Origin of the sequence: Streptomyces sp. NPDC127098 (assembly GCF_042722465.1) — a bacterium.
Lineage (GTDB): Bacteria > Actinomycetota > Actinomycetes > Streptomycetales > Streptomycetaceae > Streptomyces > Streptomyces millisiae.
Genome location: NZ_JBHXFJ010000100.1, coordinates 1 through 16,945, shown reverse-complemented (window position 1 = coordinate 16,945; position 16,945 = coordinate 1). Strand labels below are relative to the sequence as shown.

General features: G+C 71.2%; 17 protein-coding genes. 10 read left to right on the top strand and 7 right to left on the bottom strand.

The window, feature by feature from the left end; translation table 11 throughout:
- Positions 1-500 precede the first annotated feature (500 nt).
- From typA to ACFWI8_RS34470, 7 genes are all read left to right on the top strand, one after another.
- Positions 501-2,369 (top strand): translational GTPase TypA, encoded by a 1,869-nt coding sequence (typA, locus tag ACFWI8_RS34500; protein WP_387099672.1) that lies wholly within the window; start codon positions 501-503, stop codon positions 2,367-2,369.
- Between the two features lie 370 nt (positions 2,370-2,739).
- Positions 2,740-4,365: an ABC transporter substrate-binding protein gene (locus tag ACFWI8_RS34495; RefSeq protein WP_387099670.1), complete on the top strand. Its 1,626-nt coding sequence runs from the start codon at positions 2,740-2,742 to the stop codon at positions 4,363-4,365.
- 95 nt (positions 4,366-4,460) lie between these two features.
- Entirely contained in the window at positions 4,461-5,390 is a 930-nt protein-coding gene (locus ACFWI8_RS34490) for an ABC transporter permease (protein WP_387099667.1), read from the top strand.
- The gene (locus ACFWI8_RS34485; protein WP_387099664.1) at positions 5,383-6,369 is read left to right on the top strand and encodes an ABC transporter permease; all 987 of its coding nucleotides are present in this window, start codon (positions 5,383-5,385) and stop codon (positions 6,367-6,369) included. Before ACFWI8_RS34490 ends, ACFWI8_RS34485 begins: the two co-directional genes overlap by 8 nt.
- A gap of 25 nt (positions 6,370-6,394) precedes the next feature.
- On the top strand, positions 6,395-7,417 hold the full coding sequence (locus ACFWI8_RS34480) for an ABC transporter ATP-binding protein (protein ID WP_387099675.1): 1,023 nt from the start codon (positions 6,395-6,397) through the stop codon (positions 7,415-7,417).
- Positions 7,410-8,447: an ABC transporter ATP-binding protein gene (locus ACFWI8_RS34475; protein ID WP_387099661.1), complete on the top strand. Its 1,038-nt coding sequence runs from the start codon at positions 7,410-7,412 to the stop codon at positions 8,445-8,447. The genes ACFWI8_RS34480 and ACFWI8_RS34475 overlap by 8 nt, the downstream gene beginning before the upstream one ends.
- Positions 8,448-8,729: 282 nt before the next feature.
- The gene (locus tag ACFWI8_RS34470; protein WP_387099658.1) at positions 8,730-9,287 is read left to right on the top strand and encodes a choice-of-anchor K domain-containing protein; all 558 of its coding nucleotides are present in this window, start codon (positions 8,730-8,732) and stop codon (positions 9,285-9,287) included.
- Between the two features lie 12 nt (positions 9,288-9,299).
- Here the strand turns inward: ACFWI8_RS34470 and ACFWI8_RS34465 are convergent, their stop codons facing one another.
- Genes ACFWI8_RS34465 through ACFWI8_RS34445 form a run of 5 tightly spaced genes read right to left on the bottom strand, consistent with a single transcriptional unit; the run spans position 9,300 to position 13,606 of the window.
- Positions 9,300-10,295 carry an aldo/keto reductase gene (locus ACFWI8_RS34465; RefSeq protein WP_387099655.1) on the bottom strand — a complete coding sequence of 332 codons (996 nt, stop codon included), beginning with the start codon at positions 10,293-10,295 and terminating at the stop codon, positions 9,300-9,302.
- A 45-nt stretch (positions 10,296-10,340) separates the two neighbouring features.
- Entirely contained in the window at positions 10,341-10,940 is a 600-nt protein-coding gene (locus tag ACFWI8_RS34460; RefSeq protein WP_387099652.1) for a DinB family protein, read from the bottom strand.
- A 46-nt stretch (positions 10,941-10,986) separates the two neighbouring features.
- Positions 10,987-11,466 (bottom strand): nitroreductase family deazaflavin-dependent oxidoreductase, encoded by a 480-nt coding sequence (locus ACFWI8_RS34455; RefSeq protein WP_387099649.1) that lies wholly within the window; start codon positions 11,464-11,466, stop codon positions 10,987-10,989.
- Positions 11,467-11,494: 28 nt separating this feature from the next.
- The gene (locus ACFWI8_RS34450; RefSeq protein ID WP_387099646.1) at positions 11,495-12,895 is read right to left on the bottom strand and encodes an MFS transporter; all 1,401 of its coding nucleotides are present in this window, start codon (positions 12,893-12,895) and stop codon (positions 11,495-11,497) included.
- Between the two features lie 3 nt (positions 12,896-12,898).
- Positions 12,899-13,606, bottom strand: a complete 708-nt coding sequence (locus ACFWI8_RS34445) for an alpha/beta fold hydrolase (RefSeq protein WP_387099643.1) — start codon at positions 13,604-13,606, stop codon at positions 12,899-12,901.
- Positions 13,607-13,721: 115 nt separating this feature from the next.
- On the opposite strand from ACFWI8_RS34445, the gene ACFWI8_RS34440 reads away from it, so the two are divergent.
- Complete coding sequence (locus ACFWI8_RS34440; RefSeq protein WP_387099640.1) at positions 13,722-14,039, top strand: ArsR/SmtB family transcription factor; 318 nt, start codon at positions 13,722-13,724, stop codon at positions 14,037-14,039.
- 34 nt (positions 14,040-14,073) lie between these two features.
- Here the strand turns inward: ACFWI8_RS34440 and ACFWI8_RS34435 are convergent, their stop codons facing one another.
- On the bottom strand, positions 14,074-14,499 hold the full coding sequence (locus ACFWI8_RS34435) for a VOC family protein (RefSeq protein WP_387099637.1): 426 nt from the start codon (positions 14,497-14,499) through the stop codon (positions 14,074-14,076).
- A 73-nt stretch (positions 14,500-14,572) separates the two neighbouring features.
- Here ACFWI8_RS34435 and ACFWI8_RS34430 point away from each other — a divergent pair, with 73 nt between their 5' ends.
- Complete coding sequence (locus ACFWI8_RS34430; RefSeq protein WP_387099635.1) at positions 14,573-15,364, top strand: helix-turn-helix domain-containing protein; 792 nt, start codon at positions 14,573-14,575, stop codon at positions 15,362-15,364.
- Here the strand turns inward: ACFWI8_RS34430 and ACFWI8_RS34425 are convergent.
- Complete coding sequence (locus ACFWI8_RS34425; RefSeq protein WP_387099632.1) at positions 15,354-15,710, bottom strand: DsrE family protein; 357 nt, start codon at positions 15,708-15,710, stop codon at positions 15,354-15,356. The two genes, ACFWI8_RS34430 and ACFWI8_RS34425, sit on opposite strands and share 11 nt — an antisense overlap.
- 206 nt (positions 15,711-15,916) lie before the next feature.
- On the opposite strand from ACFWI8_RS34425, the gene ACFWI8_RS34420 reads away from it, so the two are divergent.
- Entirely contained in the window at positions 15,917-16,834 is a 918-nt protein-coding gene (locus tag ACFWI8_RS34420) for an aminoglycoside phosphotransferase family protein (protein WP_387099629.1), read from the top strand.
- Positions 16,835-16,945 lie beyond the last annotated feature (111 nt).

Genomic DNA, 16,945 nt, shown 5'->3' with positions numbered 1-16,945 from the left:
GCCGCCGGGCCCTCGGCCCTGCCGGGCCGCGTACCGCGCGCAGCGCGGTCAGGCCCCCGCGCGCAGCGCGAAAAAGGGCGGGTGGGTGGGGGAAACCCCGGCGCGGAGCGCTCGGGCAGCCGGTGCCCGGTCCTCCGGGCCAGGCACCGCGCGCAGCGCTAAAGGGGCGGGCGGGTGGGGGAGCCCTCGACGCCCGGCGGCGCAGCCGCCACAGGCCAGGCCCGCAGGGCCACCCCACGCGCGCAGCGTGGTCGGGGAAACCCCGGCGCGGAGCGCCCGGGTAGCCGGCGGCGGAGCCGCCGCCGCTTCCGCGCCACGCGAGAGCGCGGGTGGGTGGGGGAGAACCCGCGCGAGGAGCGACGGGCGCCGGTGGCCCAGGCCCGCCCGGGCCCGGGCAACGTACGATGGCGTATGAGGCCGGCGCCGTGCCCGCACGCGGCCGGCACCCCCGGTAGGGGCCCGCCGCCTCGTCCTCACGACACCTGGAGAAGCCCCCAGCCATGCCTACGCGCCATGACATCCGCAATGTCGCCATCGTCGCCCACGTCGACCACGGCAAGACCACGCTGGTCGACGCCATGCTGCGGCAGGCTGGAGCCTTCGCCGCGCACCAGCACGTCGACGAGCGCGTGATGGACTCCAACGACCTGGAGCGCGAGAAGGGCATCACCATCCTCGCCAAGAACACCGCCGTCAGGTACCACCCCAAGGGCGGTGGCGAGCCGGTCGTGATCAACATCATCGATACCCCGGGCCACGCCGACTTCGGCGGCGAGGTGGAGCGCGGCCTGTCGATGGTGGACGCCGTCGTGCTCCTCGTCGACGCCTCCGAGGGGCCGCTGCCGCAGACCAGGTTCGTGCTGCGCAAGGCGCTCCAGGCCCGGCTGCCGGTCATCCTCTGCATCAACAAGACCGACCGCTCCGACGCCCGGATCTCCGCCGTCGTGAACGAGACCTACGACCTGTTCCTCGACCTCGACGCCGACGAGGACCAGATCGAGTTCCCCATCGTCTACGCCTGCGCCCGCGACGGCATCGCCTCGCTGACCCAGCCGGCCGACGGCACGGTTCCGGCGGACAGCGACAGCCTGGAGCCGTTCTTCTCCACGCTGCTGGAGACCGTCCCGGCGCCGGTCTACGACGAGGAGGCGCCGCTGCAGGCGCACGTCACCAACCTGGACGCCGACAACTTCCTGGGCCGGATCGCGCTGTGCCGGATCAAGCAGGGCACGCTGCGCAAGGGCCAGACCGTGGCGTGGATGCGGCGCGACGGCAGCACGCAGAACGTCCGCATCACCGAGCTGCTGATGACCGAGGCGCTGACCAGGAAGCCCGCCGAGGTGGCGGGGCCCGGCGACATCTGCGCGGTGGCCGGCATCCCGGACATCATGATCGGCGAGACCCTGGCCGACCCGGAGAACCCGGTCCAGCTGCCGCTGATCACCGTCGACGAGCCGGCGATCTCCATGACCATCGGCACCAACACCTCGCCGCTGGTCGGCCGTGGCGGCAAGGGCCACAAGGTGACGGCCCGGCTGGTCAAGGACCGTCTCGACCGGGAGCTGATCGGCAACGTGTCGCTGCGGGTGCTGCCGACCGAGCGCCCCGACGCCTGGGAGGTGCAGGGCCGCGGCGAGCTGGCGCTGGCCATCCTGGTGGAGACGATGCGCCGGGAGGGCTTCGAGCTGACCGTGGGCAAGCCGGAGGTGGTCACCCGCGAGATCGACGGCCGGGTGCACGAGCCCGTCGAGCGGATGACGATCGACGCGCCGGAGGAGCACCTGGGCGCGATCACGCAGCTGATGGCCAGCCGCAAGGGCCGGATGGAGACCATGACCAACCACGGGTCAGGATGGGTGCGGATGGAGTTCCTGGTGCCCTCGCGCGGCCTGATCGGCTTCCGCACCGAGTTCCTGACCGAGACCCGCGGCACCGGCATCGCGCACAGCATCTTCGAGCGTCACGAGCCGTGGGCCGGCGAGCTGCGCACCCGCAGCAGCGGCTCGCTGGTCGCGGACCGGTCGGGCGTCGCCACCCCCTACGCGATGATGAACCTCCAGGAGCGCGGCACGATCTTCGTCGAGCCGGGCACCGAGGTGTACGAGGGCATGATCGTCGGCGAGAACTCCCGCTCCGACGACATGGACGTGAACATCACCAAGGAGAAGAAGCTCACCAACATGCGGGCCGCCTCCGCCGACACCACGGAGAACCTGGTGCCGCCCCGGAAGCTCTCGCTCGAGCAGTCCCTGGAGTTCTGCCGCGAGGACGAGTGCGTCGAGGTGACGCCCACCGAGGTTCGCATTCGCAAGGTGGTGCTCGACCAGCGGGATCGCGCCAGGGCGGCCTCGCGCGCCAAGCGGCAGTGAGCCCCGTCGTGTCGGGCGACGGCGGTCGGTCGAGCGGGGCGGTGGGCCGTCCCCGTTTGGCCGGAAATCTCCGTTGCCCGACGCGGCCGTCAAGTGAATTGTCGTGTCCCAGCTAAGCCCCTTCGTCCGGTATCCGGACCCTTCGGCTTGATCTGCGTCACATCGGTCCGGATACCGGAGAGTATCGGGCCCCCGTTTGTCCCGTTTTGGGCGTTGCCACCTTCTCATCTTCATCAAAATGAAATGGGCCATCGGTGGATGAGACGAAGGTTTATGCGCAACAGTTGTGGGCATTGCGAACCGGACGCGGGTAGACCTCCGCGGACCGGGGTTCCTTATGCAGTGAAAGTGGACTCCAAGGAGGCAACCCATGCGTGGTGCGCGCAGCGCCAAGTGGGTCGTGAGTGCGATAGTCGTGGCCATGGCGGCGACCGCCTGTGGTAGCGACAGCGACGACAACGGCGGCGGGGGTGGCTCCGGTGACGTCAACGCCGATGGCATCGTCCGGGTCGACGGCGGCGAGCCGCAGAACCCGCTGATCCCGACGAACACCAACGAGCAGTACGGCGCCCTGGTGATCCAGAACGTCTGGTCCAAGCTGCTCGACTTCGACGACAACGGCGAGATCTTCATGGTCGCCGCCGAGTCCGTCGAGCCGAACGAGGACAACTCCGTCTGGACCGTCACCCTCAAGGACGGCTGGACCTTCCACGACGGCACCCCGGTCACCGCGCAGAGCTACGTGGACGCCTGGAACTGGGCCGCCAACATCCAGAACGAGCAGAACAACAGCTTCTGGTTCGCGGACATCGTGGGCTACGAGGAGGTGCACCCCGAGGAGGGTGACCCGACCGCCGACGCCATGTCAGGGCTTCAGGTCGTGGACGACACCACCTTCACCATCGAGCTGAGCAACCCGGTCTCGTACTACGACTACAAGCTCGGCTACGACGCGTTCACCCCGCTGCCCGAGTCGTTCTACGACGACCCCGAGGCGTTCGGCGAGGCCCCGATCGGCAACGGCCCGTACCAGTTCGAGTCCTGGACCAACAACCAGTCCATCGAGCTGACCCGCTACGACGACTACGCCGGCGAGGACGCCGCCCAGAACGGCGGCATCGAGATCATCGCCTACACCGGCCTGGACGCGGCCTACCAGGACCTGCTCTCCGGCAACCTGGACGTCATCCGCCAGGTGGACCCGCGCGACCTGCCCGTCTACCAGGACGACCTCGGCGACCGCGCCATCGCCCAGCCCTACAACGGCATCCAGACCATCGTCCCGGTTTGGTACAACTGGGAGGACACCGACCCGCGCGTCCTCCAGGGCGTCTCGATGGCGATCGACCGGGAGACCATCACCACCACGGTGCTGAACGGCTCCCGCACCCCCGCCGACAGCTTCGTCGCCCCCGGCGTCTACGGCTACCAGGAGGGCGCCTCCGGCGGCATCACGGACTACGACCCCGAGCGTGCCCGTGAGCTCGTCGAGGAGGGTGGCGGCATCCCCAACAACGAGATCACCATCCAGTACAACGCGGACGGTGGCCACCAGGAGTGGGTCGAGGCGGTCTGCGGCAACCTGATCGAGAACCTCGGCGTCGAGTGCGTCGGTGACGCCAAGCCGGACTTCGCGACCGACCTGGAGGCCCGCGAGGCCGACGAGGTCGTGAGCATGTACCGCGGTGGCTGGTTCCAGGACTACCCGCTGATCGTCAACTTCACCAAGGAGCTCTACGCCTCCTACGCGCAGAGCAACTACGGCCGCTTCAACAGCCCCGAGGTCGACGAGCTCTTCGCCCAGGGTGACGCCGCCGCCACGCTGGACGAGACGGTCGCCGCGTACCAGGAGGCCGAGCGTGTCCTCTGGGAGGAGATGCCCGCCATCCCGCTGTGGTACCAGAACGTCAACGGCGGTTACTCGGAGAACGTGGAGAACGTCCGCTTCAACTCCGCGGGCCAGCCGGTGCTGACCGAGATCACGGTCAACAACTGAGCCGCACGGTCAGGCACCAGCAGCGTTAAGGGGGCCGACGGGCCGTTCCGGGAAGGGAACGGGCCGTCGGCCCCGCCGACTGACATGGAGGAACCATGGGGCGCTATGTCGTACGACGACTGCTCCAGATGATTCCGGTGTTCATCGGGTCCACGTTCATCATCTTCATGATGATGTACGCCCTCCCCGGTGACCCGGTCCGGGCTCTGTGGGGCGAACGCGCCCCGGACGAGGCCCAGATGGCCGCGATGCGCGAGAGCCTCGGCCTGGACGACCCGATCCTGGTCCAGTACTGGCACTACCTCACCGGACTGCTCCAGGGTGACTTCGGCACCCAGATCGCCAGCAGACGCGAGGTGATCGAGGTGATCTCCGACGCGCTGCCCGCCACCCTGCGGCTCACCGCGCTGGCCTTCCTGATCACCGTCGTGGTCGGCGTCGGCATGGGCCTGATCGCCGGCCTGCGGGCCGGCAGGTTCTCCGACCGGGGGATCCTCTTCGTCACGCTGCTGCTGATCTCCGTGCCGGTCTTCGTGCTCGGCCAGATCTTCCAGACCTACCTCGGCGTCCGCTGGGGCTGGGTCACCCCCACCGTCCAGGACTCGGAGAACTGGGGGCAGTTGTTCCTGCCGGCGATCGTGCTGGCCTCGCTCTCCTTCGCCTATGTCGCCCGGCTCACCCGCACCTCCATCGTGGAGAACCGGCGCGCCGACTACATGCGCACCGCCAAGGCCAAGGGCCTCACCCAGCGCCGCGCCGTCGGCGTGCACCTGCTGCGGAACTCGATGATCCCGGTCGTCACCTTCCTCGGCGTCGACCTCGGCAACCTGATGGCCGGCGCCATCGTCACCGAGGGCATCTTCAACATCCACGGCATCGGCGGCGCCGTCTACCGCGCGCTCAACAGCCGCGAGGGATCGACGGTGGTGGGCATCGTCAGCTTCATCATCCTCGTCTACCTCGTCGTGACCCTGCTCGTCGACCTGCTCTACGCGGTCCTGGACCCGAGGATTCGCTATGCCTGAGCCCAAGGAAGTGAAGGCAGCCACCAACGACGTGGCCATCCCGGACCAGGCGGGACCCGTGCCCGTCGCCGTCGTCGAGGGCGCCACCGTCGTGGAGGCCGGGCCCGCGCCGGGCAGGCCGCGCAGCCTGTGGACGGACGCCTGGCACGACCTGCGGCGCAAGCCGAGCTTCGTGATCTCGGCGCTGATCATCCTGGTGCTGCTGGTGATGGCGGCCTTCCCCGGCCTGTTCACCAGCGCCAGCCCCCGGGCCGGCGACCTGAGCAACTTCTACCTCCAGGAACCGCAGCTCACCCACTTCTTCTCGCCCGAGTGGCTCGGCTACAACCAGCAGGGCCAGAGCGTCTACGCCCGGATGATCTACGGCACCCGCGCCTCGATCATCATCGGCATCTCGGTCACGGCGATCGTCTTCGTCTTCGGCAGCCTGGTCGGCATGCTCGCCGGCTACTTCGGCGGGGTGCTCGACACCCTGCTCTCCCGGCTCACCGACATCTTCATGGGCATCCCGTTCCTGCTGGGCACCATGGTCATCCTGGTCTCCTTCGACACCAGGACCGAGTGGACCGTCACCTTCGCGCTGGCGTTCCTCGGCTGGACCACCATCGCCCGTGTGATGCGCGGCTCGGTGATCTCCGTCAAGCAGTCCGACTACGTGGCCGCCGCCCGCTCACTCGGCGCCGGCACCTGGCGGATCCTGCTCCGGCACATCCTGCCCAACGCCATCGCCCCGGTCATCGTCGTCGCGACGATCGCGCTCGGCGGATACATCACCTCCGAGGCGGTATTGTCGTATTTGGGTATCGGGCTCTCGGAGCCGGCGATCTCGTGGGGCGGTGACATCAACCGGGCCCAGGACCAGATCCGGGTGGCGGAGCACATCCTGCTCTACCCCTCGATCCTGCTGAGCATCACCATCCTGTCCTTCCTGATGCTGGGTGACGCCGTGCGTGACGCCCTGGACCCCAAGCTGCGCTGAGGGAGAAACGCGCGTGTCGATCGAAATGACCAAGGCGGAAGTCCCCGGGGTGCCGCTGCTCGAAGTGCGGGACCTCCACGTGGAGTTCCGCACCAGGGACGGCGCGGCCAAGGCCGTCAACGGCGTCAGCTACACCGTGGACGCCGGCGAGACCCTCGCCGTGCTCGGCGAGTCCGGCTCCGGCAAGTCCGTCACCGCCCAGACCATCATGGGCATCCTGGACACCCCGCCCGGGAAGATCACCGGCGGCCAGATCCTCTTCCGCGGCGAGGACATGCTCGCCATGTCCGAGGAGCAGCGGCGCCGGATCCGCGGCGACAAGATCGCCATGATCTTCCAGGACGCGCTCTCGGCGCTGAACCCGGTGCTCTCGGTCGGCTTCCAGCTGGGCGAGATGTTCCGGGTGCACCGTGGCATGTCCCGCAAGGAGTCCAAGGCCAGGGCCATCGAGCTGATGGACCGGGTCCGGATCCCGGCGGCGAAGGAGCGGGTGAACGACTACCCGCACCAGTTCTCCGGCGGTATGCGGCAGCGCATCATGATCGCGATGGCGCTGGCCCTGGAGCCCGACGTGATCATCGCGGACGAGCCCACCACCGCCCTGGACGTCACCGTCCAGGCCCAGGTGATGGACCTGCTCGCGGAGCTGCAGCGCGACTTCAACATGGGCCTCATCCTCATCACCCACGACCTGGGCGTCGTCGCCGACGTCGCCGACAAGATCGCGGTGATGTACGCCGGCCGCATCGTGGAGAACGCGCCGGTGCACGAGCTCTACAAGCGGCCCGCGCACCCCTACACCAAGGGCCTGCTGGACTCCATCCCGCGCCTCGACCACAAGGGCCAGGAGCTCTACGCGATCAAGGGCCTGCCGCCCAGCCTCACCGCGATCCCCTCCGGCTGCGCCTTCAACCCGCGCTGCGCGCAGGCCAGGGACGTCTGCCGGAGCGAGGTCCCGCCGCTGGTCGACGTGACGGAGCAGGACGGCGGCCCGATCGGTGGCCGGACCAGCGCCTGCCACTTCTGGAAGGAGACGATCCATGGCTGAGCCGACCCGCGAGCCCATCCTCCAGGTGCGCAATCTGGTCAAGCACTTCCCGCTCACCCAGGGCATCCTCTTCAAGCGGCAGATCGGCGCGGTCAAGGCCGTCGACGACGTCTCGTTCGAGCTGTACCAGGGCGAGACCCTGGGCATCGTGGGCGAGTCGGGCTGCGGCAAGTCCACTGTCGCCAAGCTGCTGATGAGCCTGGAGAAGCCCACCGCGGGCCAGATCCTCTACAAGGGCGAGGACATCTCCAAGCTCTCGGGACGCGCCCTGAAGGCCGTCCGCCGCAACATCCAGATGGTCTTCCAGGACCCGTACACGTCGCTCAACCCCCGCATGACGGTCGGCGACATCATCGGGGAGCCCTTCGAGATCCACCCCGAGGTGGCGCCCAAGGGCGACCGTGAGAAGAAGGTGCGCGAGCTCCTCGACGTGGTCGGGCTCAACCCCGAGTACATCAACCGCTACCCGCACCAGTTCTCCGGCGGTCAGCGCCAGCGCATCGGCATCGCCCGCGGCCTGGCCCTCAACCCGGAGATCATCATCTGCGACGAGCCGGTCTCGGCGCTCGACGTCTCGGTCCAGGCGCAGGTCATCAACCTGATGGAGCGGCTGCAGGACGAGTTCGACCTGAGCTACGTCTTCATCGCGCACGACCTCTCCATCGTCCGCCACATCTCGGACCGGGTAGGCGTGATGTACCTGGGCCGGATCGCCGAGATCGGCAGCGACAGGGAGATCTACGACCACCCCACCCACCCCTACACCCAGGCCCTGCTGTCGGCCGTGCCGCAGCCGGACCCGGCGGCCCGCGACGCCCGCGAGCGCATCATCCTCACCGGCGACGTGCCCTCCCCGGCCAACCCGCCCTCGGGCTGCCGCTTCCGCACCCGCTGCTGGAAGGCCGAGGCCCGCTGCGCGGAGGAGACGCCGCTCCTGGCCGTCCCCGCCCGCTTCGAGTCCGCCGACACGGGCGCGGCCCACCCCTCGGCCTGCCACTTCGCCGAGGAGAAGGACGTCGTCCACGCCTGACGCCGCTCTTTTTCCCGTCCGCCCACCCGCCATCGGCGGGTGGGCGGCGATGCGACGCCTGGTCCGCACCGCCTTCCGCGCGGACCAGGCCCGCGGCGTCCGCCGAACGACGCGCTCAAGCACCGCCGCCAGCCGGCCAACGCGCCCGGTGGCGTCGGTCACCCGCTCGATCTCGTCGCCTTCGTGTCCAGGTGAGCTCCGGGCTTGCGGGCGTTGGATGTGACATCCGCCGTTGTCTCGTTTTCTCGCTTCGGCTCTCTGACCCATGGGCACGCTCCCGCCATGGGCTTACTCACGACCAAGGCGTACTGGACGGACGCTCCCGACTTGCCGGGCCTCAAGATCCGCCGGGATGACAACAGGAACCGAAGTGAGATCAGGTGGGGCACGCCCGTCGACGGCAGCAACCAGAGCGGCTACGACTTCGAGGGTCTTGGCACCAGTGGGGAACTCGGCGGGGACGATTTCCCGCTGGGCGTTTTCACGCACCACAACTACCCGATTCTGTTGGGCTCCTTCGAGAAGTTCTCGCTGACCCTTCAACTCCAGGTGTACTTCCAGGCCCATGACCTCCTGCATGAGTGCAGGCTGGTCTTCGACCATGACGAGACGCCCAACGTGGGCGCGCACTGGCACGATCAGGTCACGCTGCCGGACGTCCACCCGGACGACGCCGTCGTCCACGTCAACGGCGTCGAGTACACGGTGACCATCACCGGCTTCCTGGTGGGTGACGGGCCGCACAAAACAAAGCAGCGCACTTTCGACACCCCGGAGAACGACGAGTTCAGCGCCAAGATCTTCGCCCAGTTCAAGCAGACGGGTCCGCAGGGATCCTGAGCGGAAAACCGCTCAGCGACCCAGCACGTGGTCCACGTCGGCCAGTTGGGCCGCCGTCAGCGGCCCCTTGGCGAGCGCGCCCGCGTTCTCCTCGGCCTGGGCGACCGTGCGGAAGCCGGGGATGGGGATGGTCCGCGGGCTGCGGGCCCAGATCCAGGCGAGGGCGCCCTGCGCGAGGGTACGGCCGTCGCTCGTGAGGATCTCCCGGAGCGCGTCGACCCGTTGGAGCCAGGCCGGGTCGGCGCCGGCGTTCGCGGTGAACCCCGGCAGCCAGTCGGGCGGGGAGTTGCGAATGTCCCCGCTCTCCAGGGCGCGTCCGGCGGCGTGCTTGCCGGTGAGCAGGCCCATGGCCAGCGGACTGCGGTTGACACTGGCGAGGTCCGACTCCGCGCAGAGGGCCAGCAGTTCGGGCGCGTCCTGGAGGATGTTCAGGCGGTGCTGGACGGCCGTGCAGTGTGGGCCCGCGGCGAAGACGGCGGCCCGGGCGGGGTCGTCGGTGGACCAGGCGTAGGCGCGGATCAGGCCGTCCCGCACGAACTCCTCGCAGGCGTCCCGGAGTCGGGCGGCGCGTTCGGGGTCGGCGTCGGAGATGTGCAGCTGGTAGAGGTCGACGTGGTCCGTGCCGAGGCGCCGCAGGGAGGCGGTGAGGGCGCGGCGGGCGTGCTCCGGGGAGTCGTCCTGGCCGGTCCTGGTCCTGGTCCGCTCGTCGAAGAGGTTGCCCCACTTGGTGGCGACGACGACCTCGGCACGGCGCCTGCCGAGGGCGCGGCCGAGCACCTGCTCACTGTGGCCCGTGCCGTACGCGTCGGCCGTGTCGAAGAAGGTGACGCCGAGGTCGAGCGCCCGGTGGATCGCCCGCACCGACTCGTCGTCGTCCACCCGCCCCCAGCCCAGGGGCTTCCCGTCGGTGGACTGCCACTCGCCGCCGATGGCCCAGCAGCCGAAGCCGAGGGCGCTCACCTCGATACCGCTGCGGCCGAGTGTCCTGCTGTATGTGTTGGTCGCCATGGTCGCGGACCCTAGACCTTGGAGTGGACACCAGGACAACCCTCGTCAGCGGCCGCCCGCCTCGCGGGCCGCGCGCTCGACGCGCTCGCGGTGGCTCTCCCAGTAGCCGCGGTCGCCCGGCGGCATGTTGTCGTTGCCCTTCACCATGCCGGCCGCGCCGTCGACGAGCTCCCGGACGATGTCGGCGTGGCCGGCGTGGCGCTGGGTGTCGGTGATGACGTGGACGGCGACGCGGTGCAGGGTCACCTCGCGCCGGTCCTCCGGCCACCAGGGCACCCGGCCGACCGCGTCGAGCGGCAGCGCCTCGATCGTGGCGTCCGAGTGGGCCCAGGCCCGCCGGTAGAGGTCGACGACCTCCTCGCGCGACTCCTCGGCCGTGGCCCACATGTCGGCGTTGGCCTCGGCGTCCTCCCGGTAGTAGGAGGGGGTGGGCTCGGTCACGAAATAGGGGCGGTCGAAGGTGTCGCCGAAGTACCCGAACTCCACGCCGGCGACGTGCTTGACCAGGCCGAGCAGGTTGGTGCCGGTCGGGGTGAGGGGGCGGCGGACGTCGTACTCGGAGAGGCCGTCCAGCTTCCACAGCAGGGCGTCCCGGGCGGACGTGAGGTAGCGGAGGAGATCCGCCTTCGCGCTCTGTTCGTTCACGCCGGGCAGTCTCGCACCCACCACTGACAACCGCCGCCCCCTGGGGTCAGTGCTCCTCGGGCGCCGGCTCCAGGACGAAGAGCGGGATCTCGCGGTCCGTCTTCTTCTGGTAGTCGGCGTAGTCCGGGTACGCCTCGACGGCCCGGGCCCACCAGACGGCCTTCTCCTCGCCGGTCACCTCACGCGCCAGCATGTCCTGCCGGACCGGGCCGTCCTGGAGCTCGACCCGGGGGTCGGCCACCACGTTGTGGTACCAGACGGGGTGCTTGGGGGCGCCACCGAGGGAGGCGACCACGGCGTAGGAGCCCTCGTGCTCGACGCGCATCAGCGGGGACTTGCGGAGCTTGCCGCTCTTCGCTCCCACGGTGGTGAGGATGACGACCGGCAGGTCCTTCCGCTTCTCGTCGTTCGGACCGACCACGGCTTCCAGCGTCGTACCCCGCGTACCGCCGGAGCTCTCGTACAGCTCCACCTGGTCACGGACATACGGCGCGGCGCTCGGTTCGTACTCGCCCTTGAGTGGCATCTCGTCCCTCTCGACGGTTCTGCTGGCTTCACCGAGCGCAACGCGACGGGTCGGCTCGGTCATTCCCGGCGGCCGTGGCCGGACTTCCGGGGACGACGGCGGGCCGGGTCAGCCGGCGCGCGACGGCGGCGGCAAGGAGGAACGTGGCGGCCTCGTAGGCCAGCGCGTGGGTGAACGCGCGTGCCGGGTCGTCTGGGGTGGCGGAGTGGACGAGACCGGCCAGGGTGATGCCGACCGCGCCGCCGAGTTGTTGGGCGGTGGGCAGCAGGCCGGCGACCGAGCCGACGGCGGACGGGTGGGCGCGGGCGAGCACGGTGGTGAAGGCGTGCGCCGTGAAGAGGCCGAACGCCGCGCCGCCCGGCACAAGTGCCGCGACCAGCGCCCAGCGGGGTGAGCCGAGCGCGGTGGTGCAGGCCAGGGCCGCCATGGTGGCGGCCAGCGTCGCGGCGGCCGGGACGAGTGGGGGACGGCGGCGCGAGAGACGGGGCGCGGCCCGGCTGCCGAGCATGGCGGCGGCGGCGAAGGGGGCGGCCGTGAGACCGGCGGCCAGCGGCGAGTAGCCGAGGCCGGACTGCAGGTGGAGGAAGAGCAGGTAGGTGAACGACGGCACACCGGCGTTGAAGACGAGGACGAGGAGGGCGCCGGTCCGCGCGGTCGGATCGCGCAGCAGGTCGGGGTGGAGCAACGGCTCGCGCCCGGGGCGTCGTTGGAGCGCGGCGAAGCCGGCGAGCGCGCCGCCACCGGCGGCCAGGCAGGCCCAGGACCAGGCGGGCCAGCCGGCGTCCCGGCCGACGGCCAGCGGCAGGATCAGCAGCCCGAGCCCGGCGGTGGCGAGTGCGGCGCCGGCCGCGTCGACGCGCTGCCGTCCGGCGCCGCGTGTCGCCGGCAGCCGGGTGGCGCCGGCGAGCGCGGCCAGGCCGACGGGGAGGCCGACGAGGAAGACGGCGCGCCAGCCGAGGCCGAACACGTCGGCCTCGAGGAGCAGGGCGCCGAGCAGCGGCCCGACCAGTGAGGCGGTCCCCATGGTGGCGACGAGCAGTCCGAGCGCGTGGGGTTGGCGCGCCGCCGGCACCGTCGTGCGGAGGAGGGCCAGCACCTGCGGGGCCAGCAGGCCGCTGCCGGCCCCCTGCACGAGCCGGGCGGCGACCAGCGCGCCGGCCGAGGGCGCCGCCGCGTCGGCCGCCGCGCCGAGGAGGAAGACGGCGAGGCCGGCGGCGAGGAGCCGCCGGTAGCCGAACCGGTCGCCGAGCCGGGCCCCGGTGATCAACAGGCAGGCGTAGCTGAGGGTGTAGCCGGCGAGGACGAGGCGGACGGTGCCCTGGCCCGCGTCCAGGTCCGCCCGCAGGGCGGGGGCGGCCACCTGCACGCTCGTGACGTCGAGCAGTTGGACGAAGGTGGCGGCGAGCAGCACCGGCAGCGGGGTCGCCACGTCTCAGACCCAGCCGTCGAGCGCCGCCAGGAACCCGTCGGGGTTGTCGACATGGGTGAAGTGGCCGGTGCCCGGCACGGTGCGCAGCGTGAAGCCGACCTCCGCGAAGTGGTCGGCGAGCGGGGGCGGCACGAGGTCGCTGGGATCGGCGAGCAGCACGAGCGAGGGCACGACGGGGAACACCGGCACATAGGCGGTCTCCAGGTAGGCCATCCGGGTCGTGTCCGGGTCCCAGCCGCGCAGTTCGGTCAGCCGGGCGTGGACCGCGTCGTCCGGCCAGGTGGGATGTGCGGCGCGGACGTCGTCGGCGGTCCACGGCTTGAAGGCGCGGAAGGCGGGCTGGAAGGCGCCGTAGCCGACGCCGTTCCACGGGTACCAGGCGGGGTCCTCGTAGACCGCCCTGGCCGGGCGGAGCCGGTCGGCGATCATCGCCAGCAGCACGCCGCCGAGCGAGTGGCCGATGGCCAGGTCCGGCCGGGCGGGCAGCGCGGCGAGCAGGTCGTCGGCCCAGCGCTCCCGGCTGTAGGGGCCACGCGGGGCGCCGCCGTGGCCGGCCAGGTCGGGGGCGAGCACCCGGTAGCCGCGGGCGGTGAGCCAGGGCGCCACCCGCCACCAGGTGGCCGAGCTGCCGGAGAGGCCGTGGATCAGCACCGCGGTGCGGTCCGCGGCGCCGTCTCCCCACTCGGTGACGTGTGGGCGGTCGATGGCCATGGGAGCTCCTCCACCGTTCGCGATTTCGACGATTCTCGAAATGAGCGTCGGCGGAGACGATAGGCCGAGGCTTCGACGGCTGTCAAAGTGTCGAAGTGGGCGGTACGGTGGCGGCATGCGCGCCCTCCACCATCCCGACGTGGCCTCCGTCGAGCTGGCCACCCTGCTCAACGCGCTCGCCGACCCCGTGCGGCTCCAGGTCGTCGGTCAGCTCGCCGCGGCCGGCGGGGTGGTGTGCGGCGGCTTCGACGTCCCGGTGAGCATGTCCACGCTCTCGCACCACCTGAAGGTCCTCCGCGAGGCCGGCCTGGTGCGGGTCACCCCGCAGGGCAGCTTCCGCCAGCACGAACTGCGCCTCGCGGAGGTCGAGGAGCACTACCCCGGCGTCCTCCCACCGATCCTGGCGGCGGCCCGGCGCGGCGAGCGGTCGTGAGCGCGCCGCCGCCGGCCGGGGAACGGGGCCGGCCCTAGCGGCCGTCGGGACGTGGCCGGTGGTGCACGTACTCGACGCGCGTGCCGTCCGGGTGGCACGCGGAGAAGCCGGTGCCGGTCGGGACGGGCTGGAGCGGCTGGAAGATCTCCGCGCCGGCCGCGAGGAGCCGGTCGTGGTAGGGCCGGACGTCGTCCACCAGCAGGGTCCCGGTGGTGGAGCGGAACGGGGTCAGGTCCTCCGCCGAGCCCTCGATCAGCAGGAAGGAGCCGACCATCGCGAGACGCAGCGTCTGGAAGGAGAAGCGGCCGTCCGCCGGGGTGCCGGTCAGCCGCTCGTAGAACGCGATGGCGGCGTCGAGTCGGCCCGGCTCGAGGAAGACCCGGATGAAGACCCGGGGCTGGGCGAGGGTGGACGAGTCGTTGCGGGTGCGCCAGAACAGTTCGCTGGTTTCTTCTGTCATGTCGGCAGCCTCGCCCGGCCGGCGACGGTCAGGAAGGTCACCCTTTATGGGGGTGAGGAGGACTCACAGGATCGTGGACACGGACGTCACCGCGGTGCGGCGCGAGCTGGGCGCGCACCTGCGCGCCCATCGGGCGCTGATCGGCCCGGGGCAGGCCGGCCTGCCGGCCGGTGGCCGGCGCCGGGCCGTCGGGCTGCGGCGGGAGGAGGTGGCCGCGCTCGCCGGGGTGAGCGTGGCCTGGTACACGTGGCTGGAACAGGGGCGGGTGGCCGTGTCGCGGCAGGTCGTCGACGCGGTCTGCCGGGTCCTGCGGATGTCGCCGACCGCCCACCGGCACGCGCTTGAGCTGGCCGGCTTCCGGTCCCCGGCGCCGCCGGAGGTGGTGGACGGGGTCGTCAGACCCGAGACGCGTGCCCTGATCGACGGGTGGCCCGACAGCCCGGCGCTGGTGCTCGACGACCGGCTCGACATGCTGGCCTGGAACGCGGCGCACCGCCGGCTGTGGGGCGACCCGGTGGCCCTGCCCGCCGAGCGGCGCAACCTGCTGCTCTTCCTGGCGGCGGCCCGCGACCGGCTACCGCCGGAGGGTGCCGAGTCGCTGCTGCGCGGCCTCTACCAGCACTTCCGTGCCAGCACGGGGCACGACCCCGGGCACCCGCGCACGGCCGAGATCGTGCGGCTGCTCACCACCGGACGACCGGACCTCGCCGCCTGGTGGCGGTGTCGGGCCGTGACGGACTTCCCGCCCACGATGGTGACCGTGACCGGCGCGGGGCGGCTGACGTTCACGCTGCTGCGTCCGGTCGGTGACCCGGGCCGCCAGCTGCTGGTCCAGACCCCTTCCGGCGCCCCGCTCAGAACGTGATGACGGTGGCTTCCTCGAGCGTGAAGCGGGCGAACTCGTCGCGGGCGACCGAGAGGCTGAGACCGCGCCGCAGCAGCTCGGCCTCGGTGCCGTCGGCGCGGGCCGCGTTGACGCAGGCGCCGACCGGTACGCCGGCCGCGATCAGCTCGGCTATCTGCCGGCGGTAGGTGGTCGCCGCCGCCGAGGCGTCCTCGGCGGCGAGGCGGCGCTGGGCCGGGCCGAAGCAGAAGACCTCGAGCTCGACGTCGTTCTCCGCGGCGACCTCCTGGATGCGCCGCGCGAGGCGGGTCCCGGTCACGATCGACTCGTCGTCGTCGCGGAACACGTGGATGACCGTCTTGGGCATCGGCCTCACCTCTCAGTCGCCGGGTGGTCCCCGACCGTAGCATCCGTCTCGCATTGCGGGATGATCGGTCCCGATATGCGGGCACGCCGAGGGGTCGGGTAGGGTGCGATCATGCTTTGACGCCGGCCCGGTCGATCCCGGGCGCCCCCGTGACTCCTTCGTACGTCGCGTTTCCGATCCCGTGACCCACGAAGGAGCCCCTTCTCATGACCACGTCGACCCCGATCGACGTCCCCGACGAGTTCGCCGCGGCCTACGGCGGCACGGACGCCGGCCGTCTTGCCTGGCTTGGTGACCTGCCCCGGCTCGGTGGAGAACTGATGGAGCGTTGGGGCCTGCGTCCCGACGGCTCCTCCGCCTTCGGCATGGCCTCGCTCGTGCTGCCCGTGCTGCGGAACGACGGTACGCCGGCCGTGCTCAGGCTCCAGCAGCTCCGCGAGGAGACCGTCGACATCGCCGCCGGCCTCCGTGCCTGGGACGGCGACGGCATCGTCCGGCTGCTCGAACACGACGAGGCGAGCAGCTGCCAGCTCGTCGAACGGCTCGACGCCGCCCGGCCGTTGTCGTCGCTTCCCGACGAACGCGAGGCCGTGCGGATCCTCGCCGAGCTGCTGGCCCGCCTGACCTCGGTGCCGGCGCCGGCCGGCATCCGCCGGCTGGCCGACGTCGCGGCCGCCATGGTGGAGCAGACCCCCTCCGCCCTGCCGGCGCTCGCCGACCCGGCCGAGCGGGCGCTGCTGCGTGACTGCGCGGCCGCCGTCGCCGAACTCGTCGACGAGGCGGGCGACCGGCTGCTGCACTGGGACCTGCACTACGACAACGTGCTGGCCGCCGAGCGCGAGCCCTGGCTGGCCATCGACCCGGAGCCACTCGCCGGCGACCCCGGCTTCGACCTGATGCCGGCCCTCGACAACCGCTGGGAGGAGGTGGTGGCCGGCGGTGACGTCGCCCGCGCCGTCCGCTACCGCTTCGACCTGCTGACCGAGGTCCTCGGCCTGGACCGCCGGCGCGCCGTCGGCTGGACCCTGGGCCGCGTCCTGCAGAACTCCCTGTGGGATGTCGAGGACGGCAAGACGGCCCTCGACCCGGTCCAGCTCGCCATCGCCGAGGCGTTGCGACGCTGAGGCGCTGGTAGCCGGCCGTGGGGGGCGCCCCGCGCGCGCCCGGGGGGTTGGAGCGGAGGAGCCCCCCCCGCCCCACACCGCGGGCCCGAGCCCGCCGAGCGCAGTGTGTAA

Bases quoted from the DNA above. Each gene is read 5' to 3' on its own strand.
- typA (WP_387099672.1), top strand. From the start codon at position 501: ATGCCTACGCGCCATGACATCCGCAATGTCGCCATCGTCGCCCACGTC.
- ACFWI8_RS34495 (WP_387099670.1), top strand. From the start codon at position 2,740: ATGCGTGGTGCGCGCAGCGCCAAGTGGGTCGTGAGTGCGATAGTCGTG.
- ACFWI8_RS34490 (WP_387099667.1), top strand. From the start codon at position 4,461: ATGGGGCGCTATGTCGTACGACGACTGCTCCAGATGATTCCGGTGTTC.
- ACFWI8_RS34485 (WP_387099664.1), top strand. From the start codon at position 5,383: ATGCCTGAGCCCAAGGAAGTGAAGGCAGCCACCAACGACGTGGCCATC.
- ACFWI8_RS34480 (WP_387099675.1), top strand. From the start codon at position 6,395: ATGACCAAGGCGGAAGTCCCCGGGGTGCCGCTGCTCGAAGTGCGGGAC.
- ACFWI8_RS34475 (WP_387099661.1), top strand. From the start codon at position 7,410: ATGGCTGAGCCGACCCGCGAGCCCATCCTCCAGGTGCGCAATCTGGTC.
- ACFWI8_RS34470 (WP_387099658.1), top strand. From the start codon at position 8,730: ATGGGCTTACTCACGACCAAGGCGTACTGGACGGACGCTCCCGACTTG.
- ACFWI8_RS34465 (WP_387099655.1), bottom strand. From the start codon at position 10,295: ATGGCGACCAACACATACAGCAGGACACTCGGCCGCAGCGGTATCGAG.
- ACFWI8_RS34455 (WP_387099649.1), bottom strand. From the start codon at position 11,466: ATGCCACTCAAGGGCGAGTACGAACCGAGCGCCGCGCCGTATGTCCGT.
- ACFWI8_RS34445 (WP_387099643.1), bottom strand. From the start codon at position 13,606: ATGGCCATCGACCGCCCACACGTCACCGAGTGGGGAGACGGCGCCGCG.
- ACFWI8_RS34440 (WP_387099640.1), top strand. From the start codon at position 13,722: ATGCGCGCCCTCCACCATCCCGACGTGGCCTCCGTCGAGCTGGCCACC.
- ACFWI8_RS34435 (WP_387099637.1), bottom strand. From the start codon at position 14,499: ATGACAGAAGAAACCAGCGAACTGTTCTGGCGCACCCGCAACGACTCG.
- ACFWI8_RS34425 (WP_387099632.1), bottom strand. From the start codon at position 15,710: ATGCCCAAGACGGTCATCCACGTGTTCCGCGACGACGACGAGTCGATC.
- ACFWI8_RS34420 (WP_387099629.1), top strand. From the start codon at position 15,917: ATGACCACGTCGACCCCGATCGACGTCCCCGACGAGTTCGCCGCGGCC.